At 56.6% G+C, this 14,666-nt stretch carries 11 protein-coding genes; 6 read left to right on the top strand and 5 right to left on the bottom strand.

The features are described 5' to 3' along the window. Window positions 1–216: 216 nt before the first annotated feature. Window positions 217–1,125 carry a LysR family transcriptional regulator gene (locus GUY40_RS17100; RefSeq protein ID WP_166570084.1) on the bottom strand — a complete coding sequence of 303 codons (909 nt, stop codon included), beginning with the start codon at window positions 1,123–1,125 and terminating at the stop codon, window positions 217–219. 403 nt (window positions 1,126–1,528) lie between these two features. Between GUY40_RS17100 and GUY40_RS17095 the strand changes: the two genes are divergently transcribed. Beyond that, window positions 1,529–2,869: an aromatic acid/H+ symport family MFS transporter gene (locus GUY40_RS17095; RefSeq protein WP_166570089.1), complete on the top strand. Its 1,341-nt coding sequence runs from the start codon at window positions 1,529–1,531 to the stop codon at window positions 2,867–2,869. Between the two features lie 172 nt (window positions 2,870–3,041). Next, entirely contained in the window at window positions 3,042–4,325 is a 1,284-nt protein-coding gene (salA, locus tag GUY40_RS17090; protein WP_166570083.1) for a salicylate 1-monooxygenase, read from the top strand. Window positions 4,326–4,428: 103 nt separating this feature from the next. On the opposite strand, the gene GUY40_RS17085 is transcribed toward salA, so the two are convergent. Further along, entirely contained in the window at window positions 4,429–5,328 is a 900-nt protein-coding gene (locus tag GUY40_RS17085; RefSeq protein ID WP_166570082.1) for a LysR family transcriptional regulator, read from the bottom strand. Window positions 5,329–5,606: 278 nt separating this feature from the next. Between GUY40_RS17085 and GUY40_RS17080 the strand changes: the two genes are divergently transcribed. From GUY40_RS17080 to GUY40_RS17065, 4 genes are all read left to right on the top strand, one after another. Then, complete coding sequence (locus GUY40_RS17080; RefSeq protein ID WP_166570081.1) at window positions 5,607–6,467, top strand: sugar phosphate isomerase/epimerase; 861 nt, start codon at window positions 5,607–5,609, stop codon at window positions 6,465–6,467. A gap of 16 nt (window positions 6,468–6,483) precedes the next feature. After that, window positions 6,484–7,527: an aldo/keto reductase gene (locus GUY40_RS17075; protein WP_166570080.1), complete on the top strand. Its 1,044-nt coding sequence runs from the start codon at window positions 6,484–6,486 to the stop codon at window positions 7,525–7,527. 181 nt (window positions 7,528–7,708) lie between these two features. Then, the gene (locus tag GUY40_RS17070; protein ID WP_256675780.1) at window positions 7,709–9,073 is read left to right on the top strand and encodes a carbohydrate porin; all 1,365 of its coding nucleotides are present in this window, start codon (window positions 7,709–7,711) and stop codon (window positions 9,071–9,073) included. 88 nt (window positions 9,074–9,161) lie between these two features. Continuing rightward, window positions 9,162–10,460, top strand: coding sequence for an MFS transporter (locus tag GUY40_RS17065; protein ID WP_166570079.1), 1,299 nt, complete (start codon window positions 9,162–9,164; stop codon window positions 10,458–10,460). A 268-nt stretch (window positions 10,461–10,728) separates the two neighbouring features. Here GUY40_RS17065 and phaC read toward each other — a convergent pair whose 3' ends face one another. The 3 genes from phaC to phbB all read right to left on the bottom strand — a co-directional run bounded on the left by phaC (window position 10,729) and on the right by phbB (window position 14,525). Beyond that, window positions 10,729–12,429 (bottom strand): class I poly(R)-hydroxyalkanoic acid synthase, encoded by a 1,701-nt coding sequence (gene phaC, locus GUY40_RS17060; RefSeq protein ID WP_166570078.1) that lies wholly within the window; start codon window positions 12,427–12,429, stop codon window positions 10,729–10,731. A gap of 109 nt (window positions 12,430–12,538) precedes the next feature. Beyond that, window positions 12,539–13,717, bottom strand: a complete 1,179-nt coding sequence (locus tag GUY40_RS17055; protein ID WP_166570077.1) for an acetyl-CoA C-acetyltransferase — start codon at window positions 13,715–13,717, stop codon at window positions 12,539–12,541. 61 nt (window positions 13,718–13,778) lie between these two features. Further along, on the bottom strand, window positions 13,779–14,525 hold the full coding sequence (gene phbB, locus GUY40_RS17050) for an acetoacetyl-CoA reductase (RefSeq protein ID WP_166570087.1): 747 nt from the start codon (window positions 14,523–14,525) through the stop codon (window positions 13,779–13,781). Window positions 14,526–14,666 lie beyond the last annotated feature (141 nt).

Below are 14,666 nucleotides of genomic sequence, written 5' to 3'. Positions count from 1 at the left end.
CCCCGCACCTTGCGGTGCCTCGTTACATTGTCAAAGGCGCTCTTGATTCAGCCTTCTAGATTCACCCGGTGACACGGGTGGTTCCCTCCAAGTGGGAACAACTTCTGTAAGCGACTTCGTGTCGCACTTCGGCGGCATTATTGTCGATGGGCAAGTAGCCTTCCTCGACATGCCAGTCGATTCCACCAGTGCTGGGTGTCCCAGTCCGGCTAAGCTTTATGATTGATCCGAAAAAAGCTCAAACATGAGCTGGCGCAACCATCGGTTGGCTGGGTCCTTGTTGTACCGGGCATGCCAGAACAGATTGATCTCGATCTTGGGTAACTCCAGCGGTGGCTCCAGAATGGCGAGCCCAAATGGCTGCGCACAGCTGGTGGCATAGCGTTCGGGTACGGTGGCGAGCAAATCCGTGCGTTGAAGGATGTGACCCACCGCGACGAAGTGTGGTACTTCCAGTCGAATCTTTCGCTCGATGCCCGCCCGTGCCAGAACGCTATCCACCTCACCATGGCCGGTATTGGCCGCGACGACGCGAACATGGTCATAGCTGCAAAAACGGTCCAGCGACAAGGGTTCTCGGGTGGCGGGATGATCTTTGCGGCAGAGGCAGACGTAGCGATGATGGAACAACCGGCGCTGAAAAAAACCAGCTTGAAGGTGCGGCAGCAAGCCGACGGCCAGATCGACTGCACCATTCTGCAATCCTTCGGCCAGGCTATCGGAATTGTCGCGAAGTGTACTGATCGAGCAGCCTGGCGCCTGGGCCGCAAGGGCATCCATCAGCCGTGGCATGAAGTAGATTTCGCCGATGTCCGTCATTGCCATCGTGAATCGACGGTTGCTACTGAGCGGGTCGAACGTGTCTTGCCGACTCAAGGCGTCGCGCAAGGTCTGGATTGCCAGCGCAACAGGCTCTGCCAGTTGTCGCGCATAAGGCGTCGGCTCCATTCCCTGATAGGTACGAACGAAAAGTTCGTCGTTCAACGTGGTGCGTAATCGCTTCAACGCGTTGCTGACGGCGGGCTGGGTCAGTTCCAGGTTGTCCGCGGCAGTCGATACCCTGCGGTCGATGAGCAGTTGATTGAACACAAGCAGCAGATTCAGATCCAGGTCACGTAGTTCCATAACGCCTCGTGCAGATGGGCAGGTATCAAGACGATAAACCGACATTCGTCTGTTGGCTCTGCACCGCTCTGAAAGGGTCGCTGCAAGTCGCACAAGACTAACAAGCGCGACACGAGTGCGTCCATCGCGAGGCTTTCGCGGCTTTTAAAGAAAACGACGTTTATTCATGTTCGAAATATTGGGTATTCGAGTCGCTGCATTTCTCCCGACTCATGACTTGGCCATCATCAGTCGACGGTGTGTTTGAGAAAACGCTTCACGGCTCTATTTGGCCGAAAGCAGGATTCGGTCTGGCCAAGCAATACAACCGCTCACCCCGGCAGTTCGACCACGTCCGGGCGCTGCGCAATACCGGAGGCATCCGCTCCTTCGGCTCAATAACAATGACAAAAAGAGCAATGCCATGCGTACGATCGACGTATCAGCCCTGGTTGACGGGGCACGTTTCAATACCTTCCATGCGCGCGTGCTGTTCTGGTGCGCGATCATCATCATTTTCGACGGTTATGACCTGGTCATCTATGGGGTCGTCTTGCCTTCATTGATGGCCGAATGGGGGCTGACGTCATTGCAGGCTGGTGCGCTGGGCAGTTGTGCATTGGTGGGCATGATGCTGGGAGCGCTGTTCTTCGGATCATTGTCGGATCGGATTGGCAGACGTAAAACCATCATGATGTGTGTGACGCTGTTCAGCGGTGTCACGGCAATCAACGGCCTGGCGCAGAGTCCTGAGGCCTTTGCGCTGTGTCGGTTTATCGCGGGTCTCGGGATAGGCGGTGTCATGCCTAACGTGGTCGCGTTGATGAATGAATATGCGCCGAAGAAGTCCCGCAGCACTTTGGTTGCGATCATGTTCAGCGGCTATTCATTGGGCGGGATGTTGTCAGCCGGGCTCGGCATGCTGTTGATCCCGCAATGGGGATGGCAGGCTGTGTTCTTTGTGGCGTTGATTCCCTTGCTGACACTGCCGCTGCTGGTGCGCCAATTGCCTGAGTCAATGGATTTCCTGTTGCGTACCGGCCAGACGGCCAGGGCCCAGGCATTGTTGACCCAGGCCGAGCCGAGTTATATCGCCCACGCAAGCGATCAACTCCATCACAGCGTCACTCGCAATGCGAACGTGTCGATTGCCGAGTTGTTCCGCGAGGGACGTACGCTGAACACGCTGATGCTGTGGTTAGCGTTTTTCTGCTGCCTGTTGATGGTTTACGCCTTGAGTTCCTGGTTACCCAAACTCATGACCAGCGCAGGGTATGGTTTGAATTCGAGCCTGGCGTTTTTGCTCGTCTTGAACGTCGGCGCAATTGTCGGAGCAGTTGCGGGTGGCTGGCTGGGTGATCGGATCGGCATTACCAGGGTCTTGTTCGCCTTCTTCAGTTGCGGTGCGGTAGCGTTGAGTCTGTTGGCACTCAAATCTGCGCTGCCGATCCTCTACTTGCTGATCGCCATTGCCGGAGCTTGCACCATCGGTACACAGATTCTGGCCAACGCTTGTACCGTTCAATATTACCCGTCTCAGGTTCGTGCAACCGGGCTGGGTTGGGCGATGGGCATCGGCCGTACCGGTGCAATCATTGGTCCCATACTGGGTGGTGCGCTTCATGCGTCATCATTGCCACTGCAGACGAGCTTTCTGGTGTTTGCAGTGCCGGGTCTGGTTGGAGCCATTGCCATTCTGGTGTTCTTGCGACAGACCAGCTCGAGCCGACGGGGCAAAACAACAAAGCAGGCTTTGTCACAGTAACGAGTGCCTGCTCATCGCGAGTTTGCGCTCTTCTCACCCGGCCTTTGTAGTCACGCCAACACTACATTCACAGTCGTAATACTGCTTATGGGAGTTGCAGTATTTATCAATAGAGCGCGAGTGGCGATGATCTGGGTACTCCAACAACAAACAGCCTCATGGGTACCTTGCTATGCATTCTTCTCCCTCTGCTCTGCACATTGGTATCGTCGGCGGCGGCATCGCTGGCGTGGCACTGGCACTGGACCTGTGCCGTCACTCCCATCTTCACGTTCAATTGTTTGAAGCGGCTCCCGCCTTCGGCGAAGTCGGGGCGGGTGTGTCTTTTGGCGCCAATGCGGTACGCGCCATCGCAGGTTTGGGTATTGCTGAACCTTATCGGCAGATTGCCGATAGCACGCCTGATCCCTGGCAGGACATCTGGTTTGAATGGCGCCGGGGCGAAGATGCCGGTTACCTCGGTGCCAGCGTGGCCGACGGCGTGGGGCAGTCTTCCGTGCACCGCGCGGACTTCCTCGATGCGCTGGCCAGCCAGTTGCCGGAGGGCATCGCCCAATTTGGCAAGCGTGCGCTGCGTGTCGAACAGCATGCCGACCAGGCACGAGTGTTCTTCACCGATGGCAGTGAGTACAGCTGCGATTTGCTGATCGGTGCCGACGGGATCAAATCCTCGATTCGTGACCACGTTCTTCAAGGACTCGGCCAACCATTGGTGGCACCGCGCTTCAGTGGGACTTGCGCTTACCGCGGGATGATCGATAGCCAACAGTTGCGCGAAGCCTATCGTGCCCGCGGCGTTGACGAACATCTGATTGATGTGCCGCAGATGTACCTGGGGCTCGATGCCCACATCCTCACCTTCCCGGTAAAGCAAGGCCGGCTGATCAACGTCGTGGCCTTCATCTCCGATCGCAGCCGACCCGATCCGTCCTGGCCAAGCGACGCGCCATGGGTTCGAAATGCCAGCCAGGCAGAAATGCTCGCCGCGTTCTCCGGCTGGGGCGATGCGGCACGTGTACTGCTTGAATGCATTCCCGCACCAACCCTTTGGGCTTTGCATGAACTCGATGAGTTGCCGGGTTACGTGCATGGGCGAGTAGGGCTGATCGGCGACGCTGCGCACGCCATGTTACCGCATCAAGGCGCGGGAGCAGGGCAGGGGCTGGAGGATGCCTGGCTGCTGGCCCGACTGCTGGCTGATCCGCAGGTACTCGCCAGCTCGCCCAAGGCGGTACTTGAGGCTTACGACGCCATTCGCCGGCCGCGTGCTTGCCGAGTGCAACGCACATCCTGGGAAGCCGGGGAGCTTTACGAGTTGCGCGATCCCGCTGTGACCGACAACGAGCCCTTGCTGGGCAAGACACTCGAAGAGCGCTTCGACTGGCTTTGGAACCATGATCTGCACGCCGACCTGCAGCAGGCACGTGGTCAGTTGGGCTGGCGAGCGCACGCCTGACGATTCCGTCCAGCGTCCAGAGGAGGGTCGCCAAGACCCTTCTACGCCCTTGAAAATCTATGATGCAGGGAGTGCGAAAGCCACAGACCTGGACGCCCGTAGTTCACTTTAACTCGTTTATCAATTCGTCGACGACGTGCCTGACCTTTGGCAGTAAGTTTCGAGCCTTGGGCCAAACGGCGTGTACTTCCAGATCCCTGGGAGCGAATGCTGACAACACTTCTATAAGTTCACCAGAGTCCAGGTAGGATCGCAGCATGAATTCGGGCATTTGGCAGAGCCCAAGGCCTTGGCGGGCGGCTTCAACTATGGAGTCTCCATCGCTGAGCAAATAGGCGGCAGGTACCAGTATCTTGCTGGTGTCTTCCTGATCGGCGCAGACACTCCAGAACTGTTGGTGACCGCGTCGATAAACCGCGATGCAATGGTGTTTGGCCAAATCGTCGAGCGATTGCGGGCAACCTTGGCTCTGTAAATACAGCGGTGATGCACAAATAATTTGCCGTTGAGTGGTAAGGCGGCGAGCGATCAGTCCATTGGAATCGCGCAAGTCTCCAAAACGAATTAGCAGATCCACGCCTTCTTCGATAGGGTCTATGTAGTAGTCGGTAAATGTCGCTGCAAACTGTAATTTTGGATATTTCTTGGCCATGTTGAACAGGATGGGCAGGATCACTTGCCTGCCATAGGCTGCCGGCATATCTATTCGTAAACGCCCGCTGGGCGTGCGCTGTTTTGATGAAAGTGTTTCTTCTGCTTCCGCAATTTCATCCAGCGCATTGGCGCAACTAGCAAAGTATTCCTCACCGTCTACCGACAGGGTCAGTTGCCGAGTACTACGGTGGAATAATTTCAAGCCCAGTCGTTCTTCCAGTCGTGTAATGCTTTTTCCGACTGCGGATTTAGTAATTCCCAGTTGTGCTGCGGCTTGTGTGAAACTTCCGGCGCGAGCGACCGACACGAAAATAACAATACCGTTCATGGCTTGGTCAGTATGACGCATGGCGACCTCGTTGGGCCGAAAGGACGGAGTACGCTTGGCGGGGCGGTATGTTGTTTTTGTGCATCAGGATACTACTCCTCACAGCGGATGCGCTGTGAGAGCATTTTTGATGTGGGTTCCTAATGATGTCAATGCGCGGAATCGCCTTTTAAGGAGGGTAGACTCAAGCTCCACAGTGTTGATCCTGTGGCGAGCTTCTCTTCTGATGGTGTCTGTATACCATTGGGTATCGCAACGAACTTGTTCGTGCCGATTGAACCTTAGAATAAGGAATTGCCATGCCTGCCTCCGCCGATCTCCTGATCTCTTATTTCGCTTTGTCGGGTGATATCTATCCTTTAGGGCCAACGGAAATTAGCCCGTATCCACTTGAGGATCGCCTTAACGCCGCCGCGCGCGCCGGCTTTACAGGCTTTGGTCTGCAACACAGCGATATCATGTGGTCCCTCGAACAACTGGGTATGTCGGAACTCAAAAGGATCATTGCTGGCAGTGGTATCAAGACGCTTGAGATAGAGCTGTTGCTCAACTGGTTTGCACAAGGTGAAAAGCGTGCCCTATCCGATGTGATGCGTCAGGACATGCTGATGCTCAGTGCTGAGCTTGGAATTCGCAATATCAAGGTGATTGGAGGGCTAGACGAGCCGGCCCCTGAACTTTCCCTCCTGCGCGACGAGTTCGCTCAGCTTTGCCAGCAAGCGGCCCGATCGGGCACTGATGTGGTGCTAGAGATTATGCCGTTCACCAATATCAAGACTATTGACGACGCATTGGCCGTGGTTGCAGAGGCGGATCAGCCAAACGGTGGTCTGCTGCTGGACATTTGGCATATTGCTCGTTGCGGCATTCCGTACGCTGACATTGCTCGCATTCCTTCGCGCTTCATCCGTGCAGTCGAACTGGATGACGCACCTGCGGTTCCTCAGGTCGAGGATCTATGGGAAGAGACCATCCACCATCGTGAGCTGTGCGGCGAGGGCGGGCTTGATGTGCCTGCGTTTATCAGGGCCGTCGAAAATGCCGGTTGGCAGGGTACTTACGGAGTAGAAATTCTCTCTCGCTCGCATCGTCAATTGCCGTTGGATGAGATGGCCCGGCGTGTGTACCAAAGCACTGCCGCCCAGTTCGCCAAACGCTGATCGCCGAGGGAATCTCATGAAAACAACAACAATCGGAAATACAGGCGTCGCATTATCTTCTCTCGGACTCGGCACCGTTCCTTTGGCCGGGTTCGGTGGCGACTGTACCTATGACCAAGCCGAGAAGGTTGTCCTGGCGGCCTATGAGTCGGGAATCCGCTACTTCGATGCCGCCCCTATGTATGGCTCTGGTTTGGCCGAGTTACGGCTTGGTCAGATCGTTCGCGAAAATCGGTTGCGCGATTCCATAACGCTTTCCACTAAAGTGGGTCGATTACTCAAGCCAAAGTCACGCCTGAATGCTGCACTGGCGGAGCCCGAAGTCGCGATTCAATGGAAGGGTGCACCCCCGCTGATCCAGGAATATGACTATTCATATGACGGTGTGATGCGTTCGTTTGAAGACAGCTGTCAGCGTTTCGGACTGGATAGTTTCGAAATTTTGTACATTCACGATATTGGCCGTGTAACCCACGACGAATCGGCAAATTCTCGCTATTGGCAGCAGTTGCGTATGGGCGGCCTGAAGGCGCTGGATGAACTTCGTCGCAGCGGTGCAGCAAAGGCAATAGGTATCGGCGTGAACGAGACCGCAGCAGTGCTCGAGATGGCTGGCGAGTTCAATCTTGATTGCTGTCTTCTGGCTGGCCGCTACTCGCTGCTCAATCATGGCGCCCTCACGGACTTCTTCCCCGAAATGCAAAAGCGTCACATCGCCGTCATTGCTGCCGGCGTCTTCAACTCGGGGATCCTGGGGGGCGGCGCGACGGGTATGACACGAACGTTCGAATACATGGAAGCGCCGCCTGAGATTATTGAACGGGTGATGAGAATCGAGTCGATATGCCGTCATTACGATGTGGCACTGCCACAGGCTGCCGTGCAATTTGTCTATGCCCACCCGGCCGTTTCCTGTGTCCTGCAAGGTTGTAAATCGACTGCTGAAGTACAGCAGAATGGCGCCGCCATCCAGCAGCCAACACCTGCAGCGATGTGGCAGGAGCTGGCGGAGGCTGGGCTCATTCCTGCTCATGCGCCGCGGCCGGTGTTTGCGCAATAACTTTTGAATAAACAACGGAGTTGGTAACAAGGCAAGGTTGGCGTGATGCCTTTGCGGCAGGGTTAATTATGCTGCCGCCGGCAAAACGCGGGCCTTAAGCGATAGAGGCTGGGCGAAGGAAACGTCTGGATCATTGCAATTAGCAGCCATTTCATTACAACAACAATAATGGGTAGTTCAAATGATGACCCTCGACACGGGCGCTTCTCGAAAGCGCCCATACGTACTCGCTTTGCCCATTCTGACCAGTCTTTTGACCTACAACGCGGCAGCCCAGGCTGCTTTCGAGCACGATTCAGCATGGATGCTTGGCGACTGGGGAGGGCTGCGAAAAACGCTGCAGAACGATGGCTACACCTTCAATATAGGATATACCGGAGAAGTGGCTTCTAATGTCGCGGGTGGTTACAGCGATCGAACTACTGCGCGCTATGCCGATCAGTTGATGCTGGGTACGACGTTGGATCTGCAAAAGATCTTTGGCTGGTCGGATGCCGAATTTCAGCTGACTATTACTGAACGAACTGGCCATAATCTGAGTGGCGAGGGAATCGGTGACCCGCGCACGGGGACTTTGAGTTCTGTCCAGGAAATCTATGGACGAGGGCAAACTTGGCGGCTGACTCAGGCGTGGTATCGGCAAGCCTTTTTTGATGGCGATTTGGATTTTAAGTTTGGCCGGGTAACCGTCAACGAAGACTTCGGCACTTTCTCGTGTAAATTCCAAAACCTGGCATTCTGCGGCGCGCAGATCGGTAACTGGGCAGGCGACATTATTTACACTTGGCCAGTCAGCCAGTGGGGTGGTCGCGTCAAGATGGCGCTTGGCGATTCAACTGACTTGCAAGTAGGTATCTATGAGCAGAATCCGTCCTACCTGGAAACGGGCAATGGTTTCAAGCTCAGCGGCAGTGGTAATCGAGGCGTGCTGGTTCCGATAGAGTTGGTGCATCAGATCAGGCTGGGTGCGGAAAATTTACCAGGTGAGTATCGCATCGGCGCCTACCGCAGCAGCGCCACTGCCGATGATGTCTATCGGGCAGAGGATGGCCAAGCACAGCCGTCGAGCACGGCGCAGGCAAAGTCGCATGACGGCAAGTATGGTGCCTGGATAGTTGCTCAGCAACAAATGTACCGGGACCCCGTGCACCCGGCTCGTGGGCTAACGCTGTTTGCCAACGGCACAGTTCATGACAAGGCAACCAGCAAGATCAGCCGTTATATCCAGGTTGGAGCGTTCTACACCAGCCCATTCGATTCGCGTCCAGACGATGAGATTGGCCTCGGGCTGGCAAACATCCATGTTAATGACCGTTATCGCGCTCGCCAGGAATTGGACAACGAGATCAACGGCCTTTCTGACTACAACGACCCTGCGTTTTTACCCCCGCAAGGCTCGGAAACAAACGTCGAAATCTATTACGGCATTGCGGCCACCCGCTGGCTGACCGTCCGGCCGAACCTGCAGTTCATTGCTCGGCCAGGGGGTGTCAGTGCCGTGAACGACGCCTGGGTAGCCGGGCTGAAGTTTGAAACCAGCCTGTAGAACAACAGACGATTCCACTTACGTACCACGCCACCAGCATGTATCGAGTGTGGTGGTGAACGGCATGATTCGATGAGAGTAAACAAAAATGGCTTCAGCAAATGACGTATTGTCGAGCGTGAAACTTGATACCCAAGGGCGCAGATTGTTCTGGCCGCTGGTCATGACAACCTTGCTGTTCCTGCTGTGGGGCTTGTCCTACGGGTTGCTGGATGTGCTGAACAAGCATTTTCAGGAAGCCCTGAACATTGACAAGGCCAAGAGCACCTTACTGCAGTTTGCGTACTTTGGCGCTTATGCCGTGATGTCTTGGCCGGCAGGACGACTGATGGAACGGTACGGGTTCAAGCGAACGGTGCTGTTCGGATTGGGTTTGTATGCCTTCGGCGCATTCTTGTTTATTCCTTCTGCCGTGTCTCAAACATTCATCGCTTTTTTGGTCTCTTTGTTCGTTCTGGCAAGCGGCCTATGCATGATCGAGGCCACGGCCAGTCCCTATGTCACGCTTCTGGGCACACCCGACGGTGGTGATCGCCGTATTAAAGTTGCCCAGTGCTTTTTCGCCACCGGTGCCTTTATCGGGCCAATCATTGGTGGAGCACTGTTTTTCGATCTCGACCCCAGCGACAGGTCTGGCCTGCACACAGTTGAACTGACCTACGCCGCCGTAGGCGTCGGCGTGCTGCTGTTCGCCCTTATCTACAGCCGTATCTGGATGCCGGAGGCCAAGCCCGTGGCGTCAAGTGCGGTAATGCCAGAAGCGTCAGCGCTTCCATTGCTCCAGCAGCGGCATTTCCTCTGGGCTGCCGTTGCTCAGTGGCTAAACGTGGGGGCGCAGATTGGTTTGGGGGCGCTGTTCATTAACTTCGCTGTGGAAAATTGGCCAGGTCTCACTTCGGCAAATGGTGCCTACCTGCTATCGGTCGGCATGGCAATGCTCCTGGCTGGGCATATCGTGTCTACGCTGCTGTTGCGATTTATGCCGTCTCACCTAATTCTGACGTTGTTTGCGACCTTGAACATCGTGCTCACCGTGTTGATTGCGTTGGATATCCCACGGGTATCGACCATAGCCTTGGTCATCAGCTTCTTCGGTTGTGGCGGGACTTATGCCTACATCTTCGCCCTGGGGATGCGAGGTCTGGGAGCTAACGCCAAGCGAGGTGCCGCAGCGCTGGTCTTCGGAGTTTCGGGGGGGGCGATCATCCCGCCGATCATGGGGCTGATTGCCGATGGATTCGCCACCCACTACTCCTATTTGGTGCTGACACCCTGCTATATCGTGGTGGCGCTGTTTGGCTGGAAGTTCCATCGCCCGAAACAGGTGTCGGCGAACGACGATCCTGCCAAGGCCTTCCGGGTTTTGGACAAGGAACCGTCTCTGTAGTCTGTGCTGGCAGCCGGCGGGCGAGCCTGCCGGCGTTTGATGAGTCGTCTGGGTTCAGTATTCGCCCGATTCTAGGGCCTGACCAAGCGTCCGTCAGGTACGTGCAAACCGCTACAACGAATCCAGGCACTACCCACCCTAAACCGGCGTTCGCCATGGGTAGCTGCACGGTAGAGCCTTCTGATCAGCCTTATCCTTTCTGAATTCCAAGCCGGTAGGCTCTGCTTACCGGCGTGTTTTTACCATTTCAAGAAGGCCTGACGCGCTGTCACTGCATTACATATCGGCCTGGTGCCGGTTCCACGACAGGGTACTGGGCATTGCCCAGATCCGCCACGGCCGGGCTGCGTTCGCCCGCACGTTCCGCCAACCAGGAGAACCAGTCATCCCACCAGCTGCCAGGGTGCTGCTGGGTATTGCTGAACCAGGTGTCGGGGTTTTCCGACACTTCGTCGTTGGTCCAATAGTGACGCTTCTGCTTGGCCGGTGGATTGATGACGCCGGCGATATGCCCGGAAGCCCCCAGCACAAAGCGCTTGGTGCCGCTGAGTATTGCCGTGTTGGCGTAGGCACTGCGCCACGGCACGATATGGTCATCATGGGTGGCAAGAATGTAGGCGGGGGCGTCGATGGCGCGCAAGTCGAGCTTCACGCCACAGCAGTCCAACTCCCCTGATTTGAGGTCATTCTGCAGATACGTATGGCGCAAGTACCAGCAGTACATGGGGCCAGGCAGGTTGGTGCTGTCGTTGTTCCAGAACAACAGGTCGAGTGGGATAGGTTTCTGACCCTTGAGGTATTTGTCTACGTTGTAGTTCCACCACAGCTCATTGGGGCGCAGCATGGAGAAGGTATTGCCCATGTCCTCGCCACGGAAAACCCCGATGGGGCCGTCCAGGCCTCCGATGGTGCGCTCACGGTAGGCCACCAGTTTTTCGTCGACGAATACGCTGATCGGCCCGGTATCGAGGTAATCCAGGAACGTGGTCAGCAGGCTGACGCTGCTGATCTCCTTGTCACCGCGTGCTGCGAGTACGGCCAGGGCGCTGCTCAGCAAAGTGCCGCCGATGCAGAAGCCCATGCAGTTGAGCTGCTGCTCGCCACTGATCGCCCGAGTCGTCTGCAGGGCAGTGATGACGCCGTGTTGAACCAGGTCATCCCAGGTTTTGTCGGCAGTTGTCTGGTCGAAATTGCGCCAGGACATGAGGAACACCGGATGCCCTTGTTCCAGCAGGTGCCGAACCATCGAGTTTTCCGGTCGCAGGTCCAGGATGTAGTACTTGTTGATCGACGGGGGAACGATTAATAGCGGGCGCCGATACTGGGTTTCGCTTTGCGGATAGTACTGAATGAGTTGGAACAGATCGTTTTCGAAAACGACCTCACCGGGTGTGGTGGCCAGATCGACGCCAACCTTGAAGGCGGCGCTATCGCACTGGCGCATCTTCCCTTCCTGCAGATCGCTGGCCAAGTGTTGCAGGCCGGTGACCAGGCTGGCACCTCGAGTCTCTGCGGCACGCTGAAGGGCATCAGGGTTACTGGCCAAAAAGTTGCTCGGCGCGGCCGCGGCGATGGCTTGCTCCACCAGATAAAGCAGACGTTGGCGCGGCTTCTCTTCTTCAACGGCCAGTTCGTTGAGCAGTTTGAGGAGAAAGCCTGCATTGAGCAGGTAGAAAGCGGCCATCGAACCGTACACTGGATTGTTCCAGTTAGCGCTGGAGAAGCGCCGATCATCGAAGCTGAACGGTTGTCCGGTCAGCAATTTCTGACCGAGCTGAGCCCACTGAATCTGGTACTCGAATTGAAGACGGTCAAGCGTGCTGGCAGGCAGGTTGAACCAGGCGCTGTGTTCGTGCCCGGCAAACCAGGGGTTGTTGCTGACCCAAAGACGCAGTTGTTGCAGCGCACAAGAAGCAATAAAAGGGACTTGGCCAGACCAGTAAGTAGAGAATGTATGAGGATTGTCCATGGAGCACCTTGCCTGGAAAGGTGTGGCAGTCAGGAAAAAGCCGCACTCAGGCCGAGTGCGGCTCAACGACAGTCGAAAGGTGGGGGCGGGGGATGCCCGCCCGTGTTGGCTAGCGCTCGATTGCCAGAGCAACGCCTTGACCGCCGCCGATGCACAAGGTCGCCAGACCTTTCTTGCCGTCGCGGCGAACGAGTTCATGCACCAGCGATACCAGAATCCGAGCGCCTGACGCGCCGATCGGGTGGCCAAGTGCAATCGCACCACCGTTGACGTTGACCTTGCTGCTGTCCCAACCCAGTTCCTGGCCCACTGCCAGCGCTTGGGCGGCAAAGGCTTCGTTGGCTTCGATCAGATCCAGGTCTTCCAGATTCCAACCGGCTTTTTCCAGAGTCAGGCGGGTGGCCGGAACAGGGCCGATACCCATGATCGTTGGATCCACACCTGCGCTGGCGTAGGCTTTGATGCGCGCCAGAATCGGCAGGCCCAGGGCTTGGGCCTTGGCAGCGCTGGCCAGCAACAGCACCGCAGCGCCGTCATTGAGGGTTGAAGCGTTACCGGCGGTCACACTGCCGTCTTTCTGAAAGGCAGGTTTGAGTTTTGCCAATGCTTGTGCGGTGCTGTCGCCGCGCGGTTGCTCGTCGCGGTCGAAGACCAGCGGGTCGCCCTTGCGCTGCGGAATCAGAATCGGGGTGATCTCGCTCTTGAAGCGCTCGCTCTCAAGGGCAGCGGCAGCCTTCTGTTGCGAGGCGGCGGCGAAGGCATCTTGTTGCTCACGGGTGATGCTGTACTTTTGCGCCAGATTTTCGGCGGTGATGCCCATGTGGAAGTTGTTGAAGGCGTCCCACAATCCGTCCTGGATCATGCTGTCGACCAGTTGCGCATGGCCCATGCGCAGGCCGGTGCGTGCCTTGGGCAGGACATAGGGGCTCAGGCTCATGTTTTCCTGACCGCCGGCGATCACCAGTTCGGCGTCACCACAACGAATCGCCTGGACGGCGAGGTGCACGGCTTTCAGACCCGACCCGCAGACCTTGTTCAAGGTCAGAGCAGGGGTGGTATTCGGCAGACCGGCTTTAATCGCGGTCTGGCGAGCGGGGTTTTGCCCGGCGCCTGCAGTGAGAACCTGGCCCAGGATAACCTCATCGACCTGGCTGGCCTCGACACCGGCCTGCTCCAGGAGATGGCGAACCACAGCGGCGCCAAGCTCGGTTGCAGGAATCTCGGACAAGGCACCCTGGAAGCTGCCGATAGCGGTACGAGTAGCTGCAACGATTACGACTTCGTTCATGCAAAACCTCATGGGAAAGATAAAGATTGTCGAACGAGGGGTATTTCTACCCCGGGCCGGGTTACTGCATGTTCATCCCGCCGTTGATCGAGAAATCGGCGCCAGTGCTGTAGGCTGATTCCTCGGAGGCCAGCCAAGCCACGATCGATGCGATTTCTTCAGGACGGCCAAGGCGGCCCACTGGCGTGGCAGCGATCATGGTGTCGAGAATGTCCTGGCGGATCGCCGCGGTCATGTCGGTCTGGATGTAGCCTGGGGATACGGTGTTGACCGTTACACCCTTGCCGGAAACTTCGCGTGCCAGGGCCATGGTGAAGCCATGGATACCTGCTTTGGCCGCGGAATAGTTGGTTTGACCAAACTGGCCGCGTTGGCCGTTGATCGAGGAGATATTGATGATGCGCCCCCAACCGTTGGCCAGCATGCCGTCAAGGACTTGCTTGGAGGTGTTGAACAAGCTGGTCAGGTTCGTACCGATTACGGCGTTCCAGTCCTCTGGAGTCAGCTTGCGAAACGATGCGTCACGGGTGATGCCGGCGTTGTTGACGAGGACGGCGACTGGGCCGAACTCTTCGTGTACTTGTTTGAGTGCGTTTTTGGTTGATTCCCAGTCAGTGACATCCATTTCGACGCATTCGAAGTCGTAGCCTGCTTTTTGTTGAATGGGCAGCCAATCATTCTTGCGGCTGGAATTCGGACTGCAGGTGACGACTACCTTGAACCCTTCTTTATGGAGGCGCTGGCTGATGGACGTACCGATGCCACCCATCCCGCCTGTTACCACTGCAATACGGCTAGTAGAACCCATAACGACTTCCCTTTTGTGCGGTGCAAGATGATTCATTGTTCCGTATCGGCGGGGCTGGCGGAAGTGTTCAGGGATGACTGATTGGTGTCCATCGGTGCCATGGGCACTTTTGCTGCAACCTCGACGATTTCTGGGTCGTGG

The organism is Pseudomonas sp. R5(2019) (assembly GCF_009905435.1).
GTDB lineage: Bacteria > Pseudomonadota > Gammaproteobacteria > Pseudomonadales > Pseudomonadaceae > Aquipseudomonas.
Note: the sequence above shows the minus strand (reverse complement) of the source record. Positions and strands in the feature narration are given on the sequence as shown.